Genomic DNA, 17,287 nt, shown 5'->3' on the forward strand with positions numbered 1-17,287 from the left:
TGTTGCACCATTGACCGGTTCTACGGCATAAATGCCACTAACTCCAGGAAATTTAGCAAAATTCGGGCAAAAAACCAGAAAACACCACAATTTCGCGTTGACAACGCCTCCACCGTGGCGCGACATTATCGCTGTGACAGGCTCGGAACGGAGGACGACGGCTGAGCCGCACGAAAAATCGCCTGCCCGAACGCCTGGGAGACTGTCGGGTGCAAGGGTGCCGAAATTCAGGATCCGCGGGGGCGGATGCCGGTGTCGAAGAACCCGGCACAAAGGGGCTCGTCGGTGCGGTGCGGGATACCGATCCCGAGATCTGCACCGACGAGATCTTCGCGCTGCCGCCATTCCTCCGTCCGATTGTCATCGCCGGCCAGCCGTGACATGCGTGGAAAATTGACCCAATGTTGGACGAGATCGTGACTGTCGAAGACCGCATCCGCGCGCTGCCTTGCTGGACCGGCAGGATCGACATTGCGCCGCTGCCGGGTGGGCTGAGCAATGCCAATTATCTGGTCAAGGACGCGGCCGGGCGGCACGTCGTACGGCTCGGCCAGGACTATCCGTTCCACCATGTCTTTCGCGAGCGCGAGATGATGACCGCGCGGGCAGCGCACGCCGCAGGCTTCGCTCCGGCCGTCCACTACACCGGACCGGGCGTCATGGTGACGGAGTATCTCGGCGCCAAGGCCTACGTCGCGCAGGACGTGCGCGCCGATCTCGGCCGCGTTGCCGCGTTGCTGCGCGGCTTCCACCGGGAGATGCCCAGTCACATCTCCGGCGCCGGCTTCATGTTCTGGGTATTCCATGTCATTCGCGACTATGCGCGCACGCTGGAGGAAGGCCGCAGCCGCAAGCTGGGCGAATTGCCACGCCTTTTGGCCCTGGCGGACGAGCTCGAGCGCGCGCAAAAACTGCTGCCGATCGTCTTCGGTCACAACGATCTTCTGCCGGCCAACATAATCGACGACGGTCACAGGCTGTGGCTCATCGACTTCGAATATGCCGGCTTCAACACCGCGATGTTCGACCTTGCCGGCGCGGCTTCGAACGCCGGCATGAGCGACGAGGAATCCTTCGCCTTCCTGACCGCCTATTTCATGAAGGAGCCGGACCCGGCGATACGGCGCTCGCACGCCGCCATGCAATGCGCGTCGCTGCTGCGCGAGGCGATGTGGGGCATGGTTTCCGAGCTCTATCTCGATGCGCCCGGTGTCGACTACGCCGCCTACGCGGACGAAAACCTGGCGCGGCTCGAAGCCGCCCTGGAAAACTACAGGACAAAATACGGGACGCGGACATGACCTTGCCCGCCCAGGCCGGGATCGTGGTCATCGGCGGTGGCATCATCGGCTGTTCGACGGCCTATCATCTGGCGCGCGACCACAAGGCCGAAATCGTGCTGCTCGAACAGGGCAAACTGACCTCGGGTTCGACCTGGCATGCTGCCGGGCTGGTCGGCCAGCTACGCTCGTCGGCGTCGATCACGCGCGTGCTCAAATATTCAGTCGATCTCTACAAGGGGCTGGAAGCCGAAACCGGCCTCGCCACCGGCTGGAAGATGACTGGCTGCCTGCGCCTCGCCACCAATGCCGACCGCTGGACGGAGTATAAGCGGCTGGCAACGACGGCCAAGAGCTTCGGCATGGACATGCATCTGCTGTCGCCGGCCGAGGTCAAGGAAATGTGGCCGCTGCTGGAAACCGGCGACCTCGTCGGCGCGTCCTGGCTGCCGACCGACGGTCAGGCAAGCCCTTCCGACATCACCCAGTCACTGGCCAAGGGCGCGCGCATGCATGGCGCAAAATTGTTCGAGGAGGTGCGGGTCACCGGCTTTGAACTGACCAACGGCCGGATCGTCAAGGTTAGGACGAACAGGGGCGATATCGCCTGCGACAAGGTGGTGAACTGCGCCGGGCAATGGGCGCGGCAGGTGGGTGCGCTGGCCGGCATCAACGTGCCGCTGCAGCCGGTGAAGCACCAGTACATCATCACCGAGAGGATCGTCGGCCTGGCGACCGACGCGCCGACAATTCGCGACCCCGATCGCCGCACCTATTTCAAGGAGGAGGTGGGCGGGTTGGTGATGGGTGGCTACGAGCCGAACCCGCAGGCGTGGACGACCGGTCTGCCCGGCGGCGATGTGCCGGACGATTGGGAGTTCCGGCTGTTCGACGATGATTACGATCATTTCGAGCAGCATATGAGCCAGGCGATCGAGCGCGTCCCGGCGCTTGCCAATGTCGGCGTCAAGCAGATGATCAACGGGCCGGAGAGCTTTACGCCGGACGGCAATTTCATCCTCGGCGTGGCGCCGGAATGCCCCAATATGTTCGTCGGCGCCGGCTTCAATGCCTTCGGCATCGCGTCCGGCGGCGGCGCCGGCTGGGCACTGGCGCAATGGGTCGTCGACGGCGAGGCGCCGCTCGATTTGTGGGTGGTCGACATCCGCCGCTTCTCCGACCTGCACCGCGACCGGAAATGGGTCGGCGACCGCACGCTGGAAGCCTACGGCAAGCACTACACGATCGGCTTCCCGCATGAGGAATATGTCAGCGGACGGCCGCGCATCGTCTCACCTTTGTACGAGCGGCTGCAAAGACATCGCGCCGTGTTCGGCTCGAAACTTGGCTGGGAGCGGCCGAACTGGTTCGCACCGGCAGGCATCGAGCCGAAGGACGTCTATTCGATGGGCCGGCAGAACTGGTTTTCACCCGTCGGCGACGAGCATCGCCATGTGCGCGAAAAGATCGGTATTTTCGACCAATCGTCGTTTGCCAAATACGAAATGACCGGAGCCGACGCGCTGAAGGCGCTGGACTGGATCTGCGCCAATGACGTCGCCAAGCCGGTCGGCCGGCTGACCTACACACAGCTCCTCAATACGCGTGGCGGCATCGAGGCCGATTTGACCGTGGCGAGGCTCGGTGAGGAAAAATTCTACATCGTCACCGGCACCGGGTTCCGCACGCACGATTTCTCCTGGATTGCCGATCATATCGGCAGGGAGTTCGACGTGACGCTGACCGACGTCACCGAGGATTTCGGCACATTGTCGCTGATGGGGCCGCGCGCACGTGATGTGCTGTCGGCGGTGACCGATGCTGACGTCTCGAATGCCGCCTTTCCGTTCGGCCATGTTCGCGAGATCGCCATTGCCGGCCACGCCGTGCGGGCACTGCGCGTCACCTATGTTGGCGAACTAGGCTGGGAATTGCATGCGCCGATCGCGGCGACAGGCGAGGTTTTCGACGCGCTGATGGCGGCGGGCGCTACCCACGACATCCGCCCGGTCGGCTACCGGGCGCTGGAATCGCTGCGGCTGGAAAAAGGCTACCGCGCCTGGGGCGCCGACATCACGCCCAACGACACGCCGCAGGAGGCCGGCCTCGGCTGGGCGGTGAAGCTCAGGAAAAACACCGATTTCCTCGGCCGGCGGGCGCTTGAAAAGCTCGGTGGCTCGACGCTCAGGAAACGCTTTGCCGGCTTCACTGTCGACGATCCCGACGTCGTGCTGCTCGGGCGCGAGACCATCCTGCGCAACGGCGAGGCGGTCGGTTATCTCACCAGCGGCGGCTATGGCTACACCATCGGCAAGAACATCGGCTACGGCTATGTGCGCAATGCCTATGGCGTCAGCGATGATTTCCTCACCTCCGGCGACTACGAGCTGGTTGTGGCAATGGAACGGACGCCGGCGAAGATTCACCTCGAGCCGCTTTACGATCCGGCAGGAGTAAAGGTGAAGGCGTAGAGCCTTCCGATTTCAGCCTCAGTTCACGATGAGCACCAGCCCCCGGCTAGGCACCGTATCGGCCTCGCCTGGCATCGAGACATAGGGCGGCGTCTCCTCGGCGCGGGTGACGATGCCTTGCGCCTCGAGCTCGGCGATCCGCGCGGCAAAACCCATGTCCCACAGAGTGTTCTTCACCGTCAGCACGATCACTCCGCCCGGCCGGCAGATGCGGATCAGCTCGTCCAGACCCTCGGCTCCGACATGGCCCGACGTGAAGACGCCGGCTGAGATGATCCCGGCATAGGCATCATCCACGAAGGGGAGCGGCCCGCCAAGCGCCAGGCAGTGAAGCGCCGAATAGACGCCCTTTCGCGCCGCTTGCGCCAGCATTCCTTCCGAGATGTCGAGCGCCTCGACCTGCGGATAACCGGTAATGGCGAGCCACTCGCCGATGAGCCCGGTGCCGGCGCCGGCATCGAGCAGAGGTGCGGCGCCGCGCGGCAGATGGCGGGCCAGCAAGGCAAGGCAGATGGTGGGATGGCGATAGCCGGCCGCCGACATGTCGGCGTCGTAAGTGCCGGCCCAGCTGTCGTAGAGCGCGGCTACGTCTTCCGGCCGCTTCGCCGCATAGGCTGCGGCGAGTGCGCTCTGCTGTTTGCTGTCCGTCATTGCTGTTCCGTCGCCTGGTATTGATCCGCTACGCGATGATAGCCAAACGGCGAAAACTGTGGAACCGTCGTCGCGACAATAAAGATGGGAAAAGGAGCGAAAGCCATGGCGGATGAGCAGGCACGCGCCGCGCTTGCGGCCATTCCGATGCTGGCCGGCTATGACGGCCCGCTGGAGCGGCTCGGCGGCCTGACCAACCTCGTCTTCAGGGGTAAGGATTTCTGCCTGCGTATCCCCGGCAAGGGTACCGAGGAATACATTAACCGCGCCAACGAGGCAGTGGCGGCCCGGGAAGCGGCAAAGGCCGGCGTCAGCCCGGAAGTGCTGCATGTCGATGCCGAGACGGGCGTGCTGGTGACCCGCTTCATCGCCGGCGCCGAGACGATGTCGCCGGAAAAATTCAAGACCCGAGCGGGCAGCCCGGCACGCGCCGGCAAGGCCTTTCGCAAGCTGCACACATCCGGCGCGGTGTTCCCCTTCCGCTTCGAGCTGTTTGCGATGATCGACGATTATCTGAAAGTGCTGTCAACCAAGGACGTCGCGCTGCCTGCCGGCTACCACGATGTGGTCCGCGAGGCGGAGGCAGTGCGCTCAGCACTTGCGGCTCAACCTCTGCCGATCGTCGCCTGCCACTGCGACCCGCTCTGCGAAAACTTTCTCGATACGGGCGACAGGATGTGGATCGTCGACTGGGAATATTCCGGCATGAACGATCCGCTCTGGGATCTCGGCGACCTCAGCGTCGAAGGGCAATTCGACGCCGCGCAGGACGAGGAAATGATGCTGGCCTATTTCGGCGGCGAGCCGAGACCGGCGGAGCGCGCCCGCATCGTCATCTACAAGGCGATGTGCGACCTTTTGTGGACGCTGTGGGGACTGATCCAGCTTGCCAACAAAAATCCGGCCGACGACTTTCGCGCCTATGCAGACGGCCGGTTTGCGCGCTGCAAGGCACTGATGGAGATGCCGGAATTTTCGCGGCATCTCGCGGCGGTGCGCCGGGGTTAATTCACACCCTTCGGTACGTTTTCGGGCGGTACCGTGTCGACCACCTTCTGGCGGTGGAAGATGAACAGGCCGGCCAGCACGACGATGGCCGAGCCGATCAGGATGCGCGGCCCAGGCACATCGCCGAAGAAGGCGAGGCCGAAGACCACTGCCCACAACAGCAGGCTGTAATGCAGCGGCGCCAAGGTCGAGGCCGGCGCCAGCTTCAACGCCCTGGTGATCATCAGATGCGCGCCGCAGGAGACGATGCCGAGAAGCAGCATGGCGCCGCAATCGAGCGAGGACGGCGTCCTCCAGCTGCCGAGGGTCAGCGCAGCGCCGACCAGCAGCGTGCCGATGGTTTGCCAGGTGACCAGCGAAGTGTCGCTGGTGCCGCGCAGCCGCCGATTGAGGATGATGGCGAAGGCAAAGGAAATGCTGCCGGCGAGCGCGAACATCGAGGACAGCGAGAACGCGGCCGACGACGGCTTCAGCATGATCAGCACGCCGCAGAAACCGACCAGGATAGCCGCCCAGCGGCGCCAGCCGACCCTTTCGCCGAGCAAAAAGTGCGACAGCGCCGCGACGTAGATCGGCCCGGCCATGTAGAAGCTCATCACATCGGCGAGCGGCAGATAGACGACCGCCGCGTAGAACAGCGCCGTATCAAGCGTCGTCATCACCACGCGCAGCAGCTGCAGCTCCGGCCGCTCCATGAGAAACAGCTTGGCCGCCCCTTGATGTGCAATCATCGGCCCGAGTATGAAAAACGCGCCGATCGAGCGGATCAGCACGACCTGGCCGACGGAAAAACTGGCGACCAGCCACTTGCCCATCGCATCGTTCAGCGCAAACAGGAAGTCGCCGGCGAGCATCAGCAGGATGCCGGCCAGCAGCACGTTCCTGATCGTCGAATTCTGGGCTGCGGGCTGCGCCATTCCGTTACCGGTTCCTCGCCGTGGGGTACGGTGACCCGCGTCGTAGTCGCAAGCTGCGGCCATGACGAGGCGAAAATCGAGAATTCGGTAAGACCAGCGCCGGAAATCGGCTGGACTAATGCATGTCGCGCAAAAGTGTGCAGCGGTTTTGCGACAACGACATGCATCAACACAGGAACTTAAGCGCGTCGCATGAGGCCGGTCGAGCGCGACGCGCTTTAAGCGTGACGCCGGTTCACCGTGCCCGGCCTTCCGGCGATCAAAAGCCGCGTGTCCTGCCGGCTGCGCTCGGCCACCACCTTGCCCCTGGCAATGACGCAGAGACGCTCTGGGCGCAGCCGCAGCGCCTCGACTGGGTTGCCGGCATCGAGAACGACCAGGCTGGCGCGCTTGCCGACCGCCAGGCCAAGGTGGTCGAGGCCCATGATGGCGGCATTGACGTTGGTGACCATGTCGAAGCAGCGCGCCATCTCGGCCGGGCTCGACATCTGGGCGACATGCAGGCCCATGAAGGCGACGTCGAGCATGTCGGCGGTGCCCAGCGAATACCAGGGGTCGAGCACGCAATCCTGGCCCCAGCCGACGCGGATGCCGTGCGCCAGCATCTCCTTGACCCGCGTTAGCCCGCGGCGCTTGGGAAAGGTGTCGTGGCGGCCCTGCAGCATGATGTTGATCAGCGGATTGGGGATCGCCGAAACGCCGGCCTCGGCAATCAGCGGCAATAGCTTCGAAACGTAGTAATTATCCATCGAATGCATCGATGTCAGGTGCGAGCCGGCCACTCTGCCCTGCAACCCGAGCCGCTGCGTCTCATAGGCCAACTGCTCGATGTGGCGCGATAGCGGATCGTCGGTCTCGTCGCAATGCAAGTCGACCATCAGGCCGCGTTTGGCCGCGATCTCGCAGAGCTCGGTGACGGAGCGCGTGCCGTCGGCCATTGTGCGCTCGAAATGCGGAATGCCGCCGACTACATCGACGCCTATGTCGAGCGCCCGGATGGTGTTGCTGCGCGCCGTCGGCGAGCGATAGAAACCGTCCTGCGGGAAGGCGACCAATTGCAGGTCGATATAGGGGGCAACGGTCTTCTTCACGTCGAGCAGCGCTTCGACCGCCAGCAGGCGGTCGTCGCAAACATCGACATGGGTTCGGATCGCGAGCAGGCCCATCGACACCGCCCAGTCGCAATAGGCAAGCGCACGGTCGCGCACCGCCTCATGGGTCAGAAGCGGCTTCAGCTCGCCCCACAGCGAAATGCCTTCGAGCAACGTGCCCGAGACATTGATGCGCGGAATGCCGAGCGAAAGCGTTGCGTCCATATGGAAATGCGGATCGACGAAAGGCGGCGAGACCAGATTGCCACGGGCATCGATCGCCGTGCCGGCGCTGACGTTCAGCTCGGGCTCTATCGCTGCGATCGTTTCGCCGACGATACCGATGTCGGCGATCCTGCCGTCGGGCAGCGTGCCGCCGCGCACCACAAGGTCGAAATCCATCTATCGTTACCCCTTTGAAGAGTATGCCTATTCCGGCACGTACCGCACCGCCCCCTTGGCGGCACTTGTCGCCATCGCCGCATAGGCGCGCAAGGCCGTCGTCACCTTGCGCTTGCGCTTTTCCTCGGGCTTCCAGGCAGTTGGTCCCTTCGCCTCCATCGCCGCACGACGGGCGGCGAGCTCCGCGTCGCCGACAGCAAGCCTGATGGTGCGGTTGGGGATGTCGATCTCGATCGTGTCGCCTTCCCTGACCAGCCCGATCAGACCGCCTTCCGCGGCTTCCGGCGAGACGTGGCCGATCGACAGGCCGGAGGTGCCGCCGGAAAAACGACCGTCGGTGATCAGTGCGCAGGCTTTGCCGAGGCCCTTCGATTTGAGATAGCTGGTTGGATAGAGCATTTCCTGCATGCCGGGGCCGCCGCGCGGGCCTTCATAACGGATAACGACGACATCGCCGGCCTTGATCTCGTTCGACAGGATCGCCTTGACGCTGGCGTCCTGGCTTTCGAACACTCTTGCCGGACCGGTGAATTTCAGGATCGATTCATCGACACCGGCCGTCTTCACGATGCAACCGTCGAGCGCGAGATTACCTTTCAGCACGGCAAGGCCGCCGTCCCTTGAGAAAGGATGTTCGGCCGAGCGGATGACGCCCGTCTCGCGGTCGAGATCGAGCTCGTTCCAGCGGCGGTCCTGGCTGAAGGCGACCTGCGTCGGCACGCCGCCGGGTGCCGCGAGGAAGAAGTCGCGGACGTTCTGGCTGCTCGTGCGCGAAATATCCCAGTGGTCGAGCGCTTCGCCGAGGCTTGCGGTGTGCACCGTCGGCAGGTCGCGGTTGATCAGCCCGGCGCTATCCAGCTGGCCGAGGATCGCCATTATGCCGCCGGCGCGGTGGACGTCCTCCATGTGGACGTCGGCCTTGGCCGGCGCCACCTTGCATAGCACCGGCACCCGCCGCGACAGCCGGTCGATGTCCTCCATTGTGAAGTCGACCTCGCCCTCATGTGCCGCGGCGAGGATGTGCAGCACGGTGTTGGTCGAGCCGCCCATGGCGATATCGAGCGTCATGGCGTTCTCGAAGGCGCCCTTCGACGCGATGCCGCGCGGTAGCGCGGTGTCGTCGTCCTGCTCGTAATAGCGCTGGGCGAGATCGACGATCAGATGGCCGGCCTCGACGAACAGCCGCTTGCGGTCGGCATGCGTCGCCAGCGTCGAGCCGTTGCCGGGCAGCGACAGGCCGAGCGCCTCGGTCAGGCAGTTCATCGAATTGGCGGTGAACATGCCCGAGCACGAGCCGCAGGTCGGACAGGCCGATCGCTCGATGATCTTGACGTCCTCGTCGGACACCTTGTCGTCAGCGGCCGCGACCATGGCGTCGACCAGGTCAAGCGCCTGGCTTTTGCCGGCGAGCACCACCTTGCCGGCCTCCATCGGTCCGCCGGAGACGAAGACGGTCGGGATGTTGAGGCGCAGCGACGCCATCAGCATGCCCGGCGTGATCTTGTCGCAATTCGAGATGCAGACCATGGCGTCGGCGCAATGCGCGTTGACCATATATTCGACCGAGTCGGCGATCAATTCTCGCGACGGCAGCGAATAGAGCATGCCGTCATGGCCCATGGCGATGCCGTCGTCGACGGCTATGGTGTTGAATTCCTTGGCGACGCCGCCGGCCTTTTCGATCTCGCGGGCAACCAGCTGGCCTAGGTCCTTCAGATGGACATGGCCGGGCACGAACTGGGTGAAGGAATTGACCACGGCGATGATCGGTTTGCCGAAATCCGAATCCTTCATGCCGGTGGCGCGCCACAGGCCGCGGGCGCCGGCCATGTTGCGGCCATGGGTGGTGGTGCGGGAACGGTAGGCGGGCATTGAACTGTCCTTGCTGTCTGCTCGCGCCGCACAGGCGCGGAAAACCGGAATTGAGCCGCAGGCCTTATAGACGCCAAGCTCTGGTCTGGCCACAATTTTGCGCTGCGCCAGGGTGCCGATCGAGCGCCAGCCAAAGACGCAGCCGGTCCAGGCCGTAAAAAAGTCAGAGGTGCTGTCGGATCGGGTTTCGCTCGAGCGTCCTTGGGCAGACGGCGGGGCCGGGCATCAATCGCCAGCCGGCCGTTTTGCCAGTGAAAACAAAGCCAAAACCAGTCCGAGGAGCAAGAGAATGCAAAAGATCACCCCCTGCCTATGGTTCGACGACCAGGCCGAGGAGGCTATGAACCATTACATCTCCATCTTCAAGAATTCGAAGGTGCTGAGCGTGATGCGCTGGCCCAAGGGCAGCGGCGATAATGAGGGCAAGGTGCTGATGGTCTCATTCGAGCTCGACGGCGTTCAGTTCCAGGCGCTCAACGGCGGGCCGCAATTCAAGTTCACCCAGGCAGTCTCGCTCTCCATCGACTGTAAGACGCAGGAAGAGGTTGACTATTTCTGGGACAGGCTCATCGCGGGCGGTGGCGAGCCCAGCCAGTGCAGCTGGCTGAAGGACAAGTTTGGCCTCTCCTGGCAGGTCGTTCCCGAGCAGTTGCCCAAGCTGCTACTGGACCCCGACAGGGAAAAGGCTGGCCGGGTGATGCAGGCGATGATGCAGATGAGCAAAATCGACATCGCCAAGATCGAAGAGGCTGCCAGGGGGTGAACATCGTCCAAGTCGGCGCTGCCCCCTCATCGCCCTGCCGGGCACGTCTCCCCGCAAGTGACGGGGAGAAGGGGCTAGCCGCCGCCTTGGCGCCGTTTCTGTAACGCTGGCGATTGGCGAAACGGTCCATGAGAGCGCCCCTATCCCCGTCACCTACGGGAGAGAATGCCGGCAGGTGAGGGGCAGCGCAAACGCCCGGACTGTTAAATGGCGAAATTCAACCTGAAGCGATTGCCCTCTGAAGCGATTGCTCTTGAGATAGCGCATCAGGCCGCTCTGTCGCGGACCTGATAATCCTTTACCGCCGCAAAGCGGATCGCCTTCCAGCGCTCGGCCTCGTAGTTGAGCGAGAAGGCGTGCTGGGCGAGGAACACCGGATCGTTGTCGAGGTCGCGGGCAATGTCGCCGCGATGCGCCTCGATGAAGCGCTGGAGCTCGGCCTTATCGTCGGCCGAGATCCAGCGGCAGACCGAAAAGCGCGACATCTCGAAATCGACCGGCAGTGTGTATTCGAAGTTCAGGCGCTCTTTCAAGACATCGAGCTGCAGGGCGCCGACGACGCCGACGATGGCCGGCGAGCCGTCCTCCGGCGAGAACAATTGCACGACGCCTTCCTCGGCCATCTGGTGCAGCGCCTCCTTGAGCTTCTTGGCCTTCATCGCGTCGCCGAGGCGGACGCGGCGCAGGATTTCCGGCGCGAAATTCGGCACGCCGCGAAACAGGATCTCCTCGCCTTCGGTCAGCGTGTCGCCGATGCGCAGCGTGCCGTGGTTGGGAATACCGACGACGTCGCCGGCAAACGCCTCGTCGGCGGTGACGCGGGTGCGGGCGAAGAAGAATTGCGGCGCCGACAGGCTCATCGGCTTTCCCGTGCGCACCAGCTTGGCCTTCATGCCGCGCTCGAGCTTGCCGGAGCAGACACGGACGAAAGCGATACGGTCGCGGTGGTTGGGGTCCATATTGGCCTGGATCTTGAAGACGAAGGAGGTCATCTTGTCCTCGGTCGCCTCGACCTTGCGGCTATCAGCCTCCTGCGCGCGCGGCGGCGGCCCATAGGCGCCGAGCGCCTCGATCAGGTCGCGCACGCCGTAATTGCGCAGCGCCGAGCCGAAATAGACCGGTGTCAGATGGCCTTCGCGGAAGGCTTCCAGATCGAGCGGGCGGCAGGCCGCGCGTGCCAGCTCCAGCTCCTCGATGAAGGCCTCCCGGTCGTTCTCCGGCAAGAGACCGGCGACACGGTTGGAATCGGGGCCGTTGACCGGCGTGCGCTCCTTTTCGGCGTCGCCCTTGCGAACCGCGTTCAGCGCCAGATGGTAGGTCCCGGAAAAGGTCTTGGCGCGGCCGATCGGCCAGGTGATCGGCGCGGTATCAAGCGCCAGCTTCTGCTCTATCTCGTCGAGGATGTCGAACGGGTCGCGGCTTTCTCGGTCCATCTTGTTGACGAAGGTGATGATCGGGATATCGCGCAGCCGGCAGACCTCGAACAGTTTCAACGTGCGCGGCTCGATGCCCTTGGCGGCGTCGATGACCATGACCGCGCTGTCGACCGCCGACAGCGTGCGATAAGTATCGTCGGCGAAATCCTCGTGGCCGGGCGTGTCGAGCAGGTTGAAGACAGTGTCCTCATATTCGAAGGTCATCACCGAAGTGACCACCGAAATGCCGCGCTCGCGTTCGATCTTCATCCAGTCGGACCGGGTCTGGATGCGGTCCTTCTTGGCCTTGACCTCGCCAGCAAGCTGGATCGCGCCGCCAAACAAAAGCAGCTTTTCGGTGAGCGTTGTCTTGCCGGCGTCGGGGTGAGCAATGATCGCGAAAGTGCGGCGGCGCGATACCGCTTGTTCGATGTATTCAGCCAATTTCATGGAATCCTGTCTGTGGCGCGGGCTTTTAGCAGCGCTTTCTCTGCCTGTCGACGGTTTTGGGCTAATGGGCTCGGCCGAAGGGACATGCCGGTTTGTCGTTGCGACCGAATTGACGATAGGACCCTCCTAACGAGCCAACGGCACAGATTGCGGCTGTTCAGATGAGAAGATACTCTCCCGCTATGTCCACGCTACCATGATTTGCTTCTGGTAAGGGTGGCTGGTGGCCGACGCCCCTGCCGCCGAGCCAGGTAATCGACTGGATCTCCGAGCGGTCTATGCCGATGTCGCGCAACAGGTAGTCCGGCAGTTCGTAAAGCAATGCGCGGTCACGCCGGATGCGGATGATGCGGGCTAAGGCGCGTGGAACGGCGAGACACATTTCGACGATTGCGGCGACGAACCGCGAACTATCGGGATGATCGGCGATTAAATCCGGCTCTGTATGTCCGATCAGCATGGCAATATTTCCTGTGGTTCGAGGGATGGGAGACACGGTTCCGAGATGTCGGCCGCGAAATGTTGGGAGAGCCATGCAATGGCCCTCCTGGGCGCTGCGTAACACCAGTCAAGACATGTCGTGTTCGCAGCTCACATAAGGGTTCCAGTCGGCGAACATGCCGGCCGGATTGTGCCGCCAGTGCCAGACGTGAAGCTCGTAGTAGGGGTCCACGGGATGAACGCCCACCGTCGTCTTGCGCTGGAGAGTGCGTCCGAGAAACTCGGGAACACCCTTGCCCTTCCAGTCCTTCTCGAAGACTATATATTCCATGCCAACGAGCTGCATGGAGCCGTCGGGCTCAGGTTCGTAGGTCAGCACGTCCGGTTCGCCGAGCACCAGCTTGCCGTCACCGGCACGACCGGGATGGATGAAGTGTACACCCATCGTGCCGTGCTCGTCATGTGTCGTGCATTCGAACAACTGCTGGTAACCGTCGGCTTTGGCGACCTCGATGCTGAGGTATTTGGCCGCCATCTCCCGCGACCGGTTGAGGACCGGGTCAGGTATGTCATGGGCATCCGCTGCGCCGCCGCAGAAGAATGCCGAGATTGCCACGGCGAGCACAATATCTGAAAAGAGCTTCACGATCCGTCCCTCCCTGCTAGGCCTGAGCGTAGGCGGTCGTTGGATCGAACAGGCGCTTCACCTGCGTGATCTTTGTGGCCGGGAAGCCGCTCATCTTGGCATGGCGTTGGATGATCGCTTCGTCCTTCGCGAGGTAGACGCAGAACGTTTTGTCATCCGCAACGAACGACTCCACCCACTGAATTTCCGGGCCGAGTTCGGCAAGAACAGCGTTCGAAGCCTTGGATGCCTCGCGAAGCTGCTCTCGCTCGAAAGTGCCGACCTTCGGAATGTCCCTTTCAATGATGTACTTATGCATTTTCCTAGTTTCCTTGTGTTGGGTTCAATGTCGCCGGACGGCGATCGCTGCCGATGACATCCCCGGGGCTGCTGAGCTAAAATGCTCCTTGGCCGGCCAGGCACATGAAGAATGACAGGAGGGGCGGCCAACAGTCCTTACGCCGCTCTTATCTTCTTCTGATCCTTTGCCCATTGTCGTAGGAGGGATGCTGCCAATGGGGATGTATTGCTTCGGCGACTTCGAGCTGAACGAGGAAGCTCGCGGCCTTCGCCTCGCCGGCAGGGAGATCGAGGCGCAACCTCTGGTCTTCGATTTCCTAGCCATTCTTCTGCGCCATCAGAGCCGGGCTTTGAGCAAGGAAGAGTTGCTCGAAACGCTGTGGCCGGGCGTCACGGTGACCGAAGCCTCGCTGCAGCGTGTTGCCAGCCTGGCTCGCAGCATCCTTCGCCAGGGCGGCATGGAAACGGCACTGCGCAACCTGCCGCGGTTCGGCTACCGGATGTGTCTCGATCCGCCAGCCGTTTCGGAACGAACGCCGGTTCTCCCTGATCCGTCGACTGCGCATTCGAGCGCTAGCCTGCAGATCTTGGCCGCCGCGCGGGCGGCTGCTTCGGCCAGGAAATGGTATGAGGCCGCGGCTTTGTTCGCCGAAGCGGACACTGCCGACGAGCTGGTCACCGCCGATCTCGAGGAATGGGCGCTGGCTCTGGAATGCATGGGGCGGCCGGCCGAAGCCATCCCGCCGCTGACGCGTGCCGTGAGGGCATACAGCATTGCTCGGCAAGGTTCGCGGGCCGCTGCTCCGGCAATCACACTTGCGCGGATCCACCTAGAGCGAGGAGAGCTTGCCGTCGCCAAGGGCTGGCATCAGCGCGCGGCAGCATTGATCGGCACCGCCACCGATAGCCGGGAGCACGGCCTTTGGTGTTGGATGGGGTCGCGGATCAAGGCAGCGGACGCGGAACCGGAACAGGCGCTGGCGTTTGCCGAGCAGGCCTGCGTCGTCGGCAAACATCTGGAAGATCCGGTCGTGGAGTCACTCGGCCTTGTCTATCGCGGTTTTTTCAAGCTTTGCCTTGGCGACACCCAATCCGGACTGGAAGATCAGGACGCCGCCGCCGCCCTCGGTTTGTCCAGCGACGTCGATCCGGTGGTCGGCGGAATTCTCTATTGCAACGTCCTTTGGGCCTGCCGAAATTTCGGCGACTGGTCGAGAGCAAACCAGTGGACCCTCGGTTACGAGAATTGGTGCAGGGGCCACGGGCTAGAGGATCTGTCGGGCTCGTGCCGGTTGCATCGGGCCGAGGTGCTCGGCGTGCACGGCACGCTGAAGGAAGCGGAAGCATTGGTGCGCACCGCCCTCGACCAACTTGCGCTCGATGCGCCTTGGGCGATGGGCGACGCGTTGCGTGTGTTAGGCGACATCCATCTTGCGGCAGGGGACCTCACCGAGGCGGAAGCTGCGTATCGTGGCGCCCATGCGGTCGGCTGGGACCCTCAGCCGGGCCTTGCATTGCTGCAGCTCGAGCAAGGACAGGCAGAAGCCGCGTTCAGCGCTCTCGAGCGGTCCCTGATCGGGTCCGCCTGGCCGACCTTGCAGCGTCGGGGTTTGATTCTCGCCACTCTGGCAAAGGTGGCGGCACGAACGGATCGACTGGAGCGCGCGAAGCAGGTCATCGCCGAACTGGAAACCCAGCCACAGCGCTGGCCGATGGCATCTATCCGGGCGCTCACCTCGGAAGCCAAGGCCGAGCTTTTCATACGGGAAGGCCGCTTGGCCGAAGCCATTGGAGAACTGCAAGTTGCATACTCGCGCTGGAATGAGATCGGTTCGGCGATTAATGCCGCCGACGCCCGGCTCTCGCTTGCGGCTTTGCTCATTCAACTGGGTGATCGCACCGGCGCAGAATTGGAACTTGGCACCGTGCTGACGGTCGCAAGGAAAGTCGATTCGTCACGGCTTATGCGCCGATACGAAACCTTGAAGGCGCTGCTCGGCGGCACAAATAGAGAGGCACCCGCGTAAGAAGCTGCGGCGGCGTGATAACGTCACGCCGGTTCGGCGGCATGGCTCTCGAAGGCTATCTCGGGAATCCACTCGGCAATGGCGGTACCGATCCTGTCGGCATGGTCCTCCTGCAGATAATGCGCGCCGGGTCCGAGATCGATCAACCGGCAGTTCTTCAGGCCGGCTGCGAATTCCCGTGCCGCCTGCGGCGAGACGAGGGCGCCCGGATCGCCTGAGAAAAGCAGCTTCGGGTAGGAGGAAGCCCGGAGCGCCCGATGGTCGTTCTCACTGATCGCGGCGACATCGGCGGGCTGGCCTTCGATCGGCAGGTCGCGCGGCAGCCTCAGGATCGGCTTGCGCGATCGCGGTGTCGGGAACGGCGCCCGATAAGCTGCCATTTCAGCACCGCTCATCGTGCGCAGAACCGAGGCCGGCAGCACCTTTTCGACGAAAACATTGTCTTCCAGAACAAGCTTCTCACCGATGCCAGGCGTGCGCATTGCCTTGAACAATTCGCGCGCCTGCGGACGCTGGTGGAAATCGTCCCAGCTCTCGAAGGGGCGGATGAATTCCATGAAGGCGAGGCCGAGGATCCGCTGCGGCCGCCGGGCGGCGAGATGGAAGGCAAGGGCGGTACCCCAGTCCTGCGCGACGACCACCATGTCGGTGATGCCAAGCGTCTCGATGAAAGCGTCGAGATAGCGGACGTGGTCGAAGAAGCGATAGTCGATGTCCGGCTTGCCGGATTGGCCATAGCCGATCAGGTCGGGCGCTATGCAGCGGCCGAACGGCGCTACATGCGGGATGATGTCGCGCCAGATGTAGGACGACGTCGGGTTGCCGTGCAGGAAGAGTACTGTCGGGCCAGCCGTGCCTGCCTCGACATAGGAGATGGTGGAATCGAGTATCGCGATTTGCGACCGCCGCAGCATTGTGCGGGATTGCTGCTTTTCGAATTTCGGGTTCATCGGATCAGCTCCTTTTTGCGAAGACTGTTTTGAAGACGATGTTCTTGAAGCGCTCGAGCGGTTCGGGACTGCGCTCCACCTTCATGCGCAGCATCGCGCCTTGCCAGGAACTCAAAAGGAAATCGGCGAGGTCCTCGGCATCGAATGCGTCGGTGATATCGCCGGCCGCCTGGCCCTCGGCGATGCATTCGGCGAAGGGCTTGCGCCAGCGTTCGAAAATGGCGACGAGTTGCAGCCTCAGCGCCTCACTGTGAGCCGCCGTCTCGAGGCTGAGATTGCCGATCATGCAGCCCCGTGCCCAATCATGCGCCTCCAGTTTCGACGTGATGATTTCGAGATAGCGGCGCAAGCGCCCGACCGGGGGCGTGCCGTCCCGGGCAAGGGCCTGCTCCACCAAACCGCTCACATAGGCGAAATAGCGGTCCAGCACCTCGCCGGTGAACGCCTCCTTGGATGCAAAATGATTGGTGAAGGACCCCGGACGGGCATCGGCCGCGGCGACGATGTCGCGTACGCCGGCGGTCGAATAGCCGGAACTCCAGATGGTTCTGAAACCGGCGTCGAGAAGCTTTTCGCGAAGTGAATGTCTAGCCATGATCATACAATACGTACGTACGTATTAAA

The 17,287-nt window shown here is 63.1% G+C and carries 15 protein-coding genes; 5 read left to right on the forward strand and 10 right to left on the reverse strand.

The genetic code is table 11. The features are described from left to right. The first annotated feature begins 416 nt into the window (after positions 1 to 416). A complete protein-coding gene (locus NKI79_RS05205; RefSeq protein WP_352800601.1) occupies positions 417 to 1,301 on the forward strand; it encodes a phosphotransferase in 885 nt (294 codons plus the stop codon). Then, complete coding sequence (locus NKI79_RS05210) at positions 1,298 to 3,751, forward strand: GcvT family protein (protein WP_352800270.1); 2,454 nt, start codon at positions 1,298 to 1,300, stop codon at positions 3,749 to 3,751. The genes NKI79_RS05205 and NKI79_RS05210 overlap by 4 nt, the downstream gene beginning before the upstream one ends. Positions 3,752 to 3,769: 18 nt before the next feature. On the opposite strand, the gene NKI79_RS05215 is transcribed toward NKI79_RS05210, so the two are convergent. Then, on the reverse strand, positions 3,770 to 4,402 hold the full coding sequence (locus tag NKI79_RS05215) for a class I SAM-dependent DNA methyltransferase (protein ID WP_352479863.1): 633 nt from the start codon (positions 4,400 to 4,402) through the stop codon (positions 3,770 to 3,772). Between the two features lie 105 nt (positions 4,403 to 4,507). Between NKI79_RS05215 and NKI79_RS05220 the strand changes: the two genes are divergently transcribed. Further along, positions 4,508 to 5,410, forward strand: a complete 903-nt coding sequence (locus tag NKI79_RS05220; protein ID WP_352479864.1) for a phosphotransferase — start codon at positions 4,508 to 4,510, stop codon at positions 5,408 to 5,410. On the opposite strand, the gene NKI79_RS05225 is transcribed toward NKI79_RS05220, so the two are convergent. The 3 genes from NKI79_RS05225 to ilvD all read right to left on the reverse strand — a co-directional run bounded on the left by NKI79_RS05225 (position 5,407) and on the right by ilvD (position 9,692). Then, entirely contained in the window at positions 5,407 to 6,327 is a 921-nt protein-coding gene (locus NKI79_RS05225) for a DMT family transporter (RefSeq protein WP_352800272.1), read from the reverse strand. The two genes, NKI79_RS05220 and NKI79_RS05225, sit on opposite strands and share 4 nt — an antisense overlap. A 218-nt stretch (positions 6,328 to 6,545) precedes the next feature. Beyond that, a complete protein-coding gene (locus NKI79_RS05230; RefSeq protein WP_352800274.1) occupies positions 6,546 to 7,820 on the reverse strand; it encodes an amidohydrolase family protein in 1,275 nt (424 codons plus the stop codon). A 27-nt stretch (positions 7,821 to 7,847) separates the two neighbouring features. Next, a complete protein-coding gene (gene ilvD / locus NKI79_RS05235; RefSeq protein ID WP_352800276.1) occupies positions 7,848 to 9,692 on the reverse strand; it encodes a dihydroxy-acid dehydratase in 1,845 nt (614 codons plus the stop codon). 289 nt (positions 9,693 to 9,981) lie between these two features. On the opposite strand from ilvD, the gene NKI79_RS05240 reads away from it, so the two are divergent. Continuing rightward, positions 9,982 to 10,455 carry a VOC family protein gene (locus NKI79_RS05240; protein ID WP_254816135.1) on the forward strand — a complete coding sequence of 158 codons (474 nt, stop codon included), beginning with the start codon at positions 9,982 to 9,984 and terminating at the stop codon, positions 10,453 to 10,455. 266 nt (positions 10,456 to 10,721) lie between these two features. Here the strand turns inward: NKI79_RS05240 and NKI79_RS05245 are convergent, their stop codons facing one another. The 4 genes from NKI79_RS05245 to NKI79_RS05260 form a co-directional block, all read right to left on the reverse strand. After that, a complete protein-coding gene (locus NKI79_RS05245; protein WP_502909786.1) occupies positions 10,722 to 12,320 on the reverse strand; it encodes a peptide chain release factor 3 in 1,599 nt (532 codons plus the stop codon). 157 nt (positions 12,321 to 12,477) lie between these two features. Further along, positions 12,478 to 12,780, reverse strand: coding sequence for a DUF1127 domain-containing protein (locus tag NKI79_RS05250; protein WP_352800279.1), 303 nt, complete (start codon positions 12,778 to 12,780; stop codon positions 12,478 to 12,480). A gap of 108 nt (positions 12,781 to 12,888) precedes the next feature. Next, a complete protein-coding gene (locus tag NKI79_RS05255; protein WP_352800280.1) occupies positions 12,889 to 13,407 on the reverse strand; it encodes a hypothetical protein in 519 nt (172 codons plus the stop codon). Between the two features lie 16 nt (positions 13,408 to 13,423). Further along, positions 13,424 to 13,705, reverse strand: coding sequence for a DUF4242 domain-containing protein (locus NKI79_RS05260; RefSeq protein ID WP_254816139.1), 282 nt, complete (start codon positions 13,703 to 13,705; stop codon positions 13,424 to 13,426). Positions 13,706 to 13,901: 196 nt separating this feature from the next. Here NKI79_RS05260 and NKI79_RS05265 point away from each other — a divergent pair, with 196 nt between their 5' ends. Continuing rightward, complete coding sequence (locus NKI79_RS05265) at positions 13,902 to 15,713, forward strand: winged helix-turn-helix domain-containing protein (RefSeq protein ID WP_352800282.1); 1,812 nt, start codon at positions 13,902 to 13,904, stop codon at positions 15,711 to 15,713. Positions 15,714 to 15,736: 23 nt separating this feature from the next. Here NKI79_RS05265 and NKI79_RS05270 read toward each other — a convergent pair whose 3' ends face one another. Both NKI79_RS05270 and NKI79_RS05275 read right to left on the reverse strand, forming a co-directional pair. After that, complete coding sequence (locus NKI79_RS05270; protein ID WP_352800284.1) at positions 15,737 to 16,663, reverse strand: haloalkane dehalogenase; 927 nt, start codon at positions 16,661 to 16,663, stop codon at positions 15,737 to 15,739. Between the two features lie 4 nt (positions 16,664 to 16,667). Next, a complete protein-coding gene (locus NKI79_RS05275) occupies positions 16,668 to 17,258 on the reverse strand; it encodes a TetR/AcrR family transcriptional regulator (RefSeq protein ID WP_352800286.1) in 591 nt (196 codons plus the stop codon). Positions 17,259 to 17,287: the final 29 nt, after the last annotated feature.

Origin of the sequence: Mesorhizobium sp. M0340 (genome assembly GCF_040321535.1) — a bacterium.
Classification (GTDB): domain Bacteria; phylum Pseudomonadota; class Alphaproteobacteria; order Rhizobiales; family Rhizobiaceae; genus Mesorhizobium.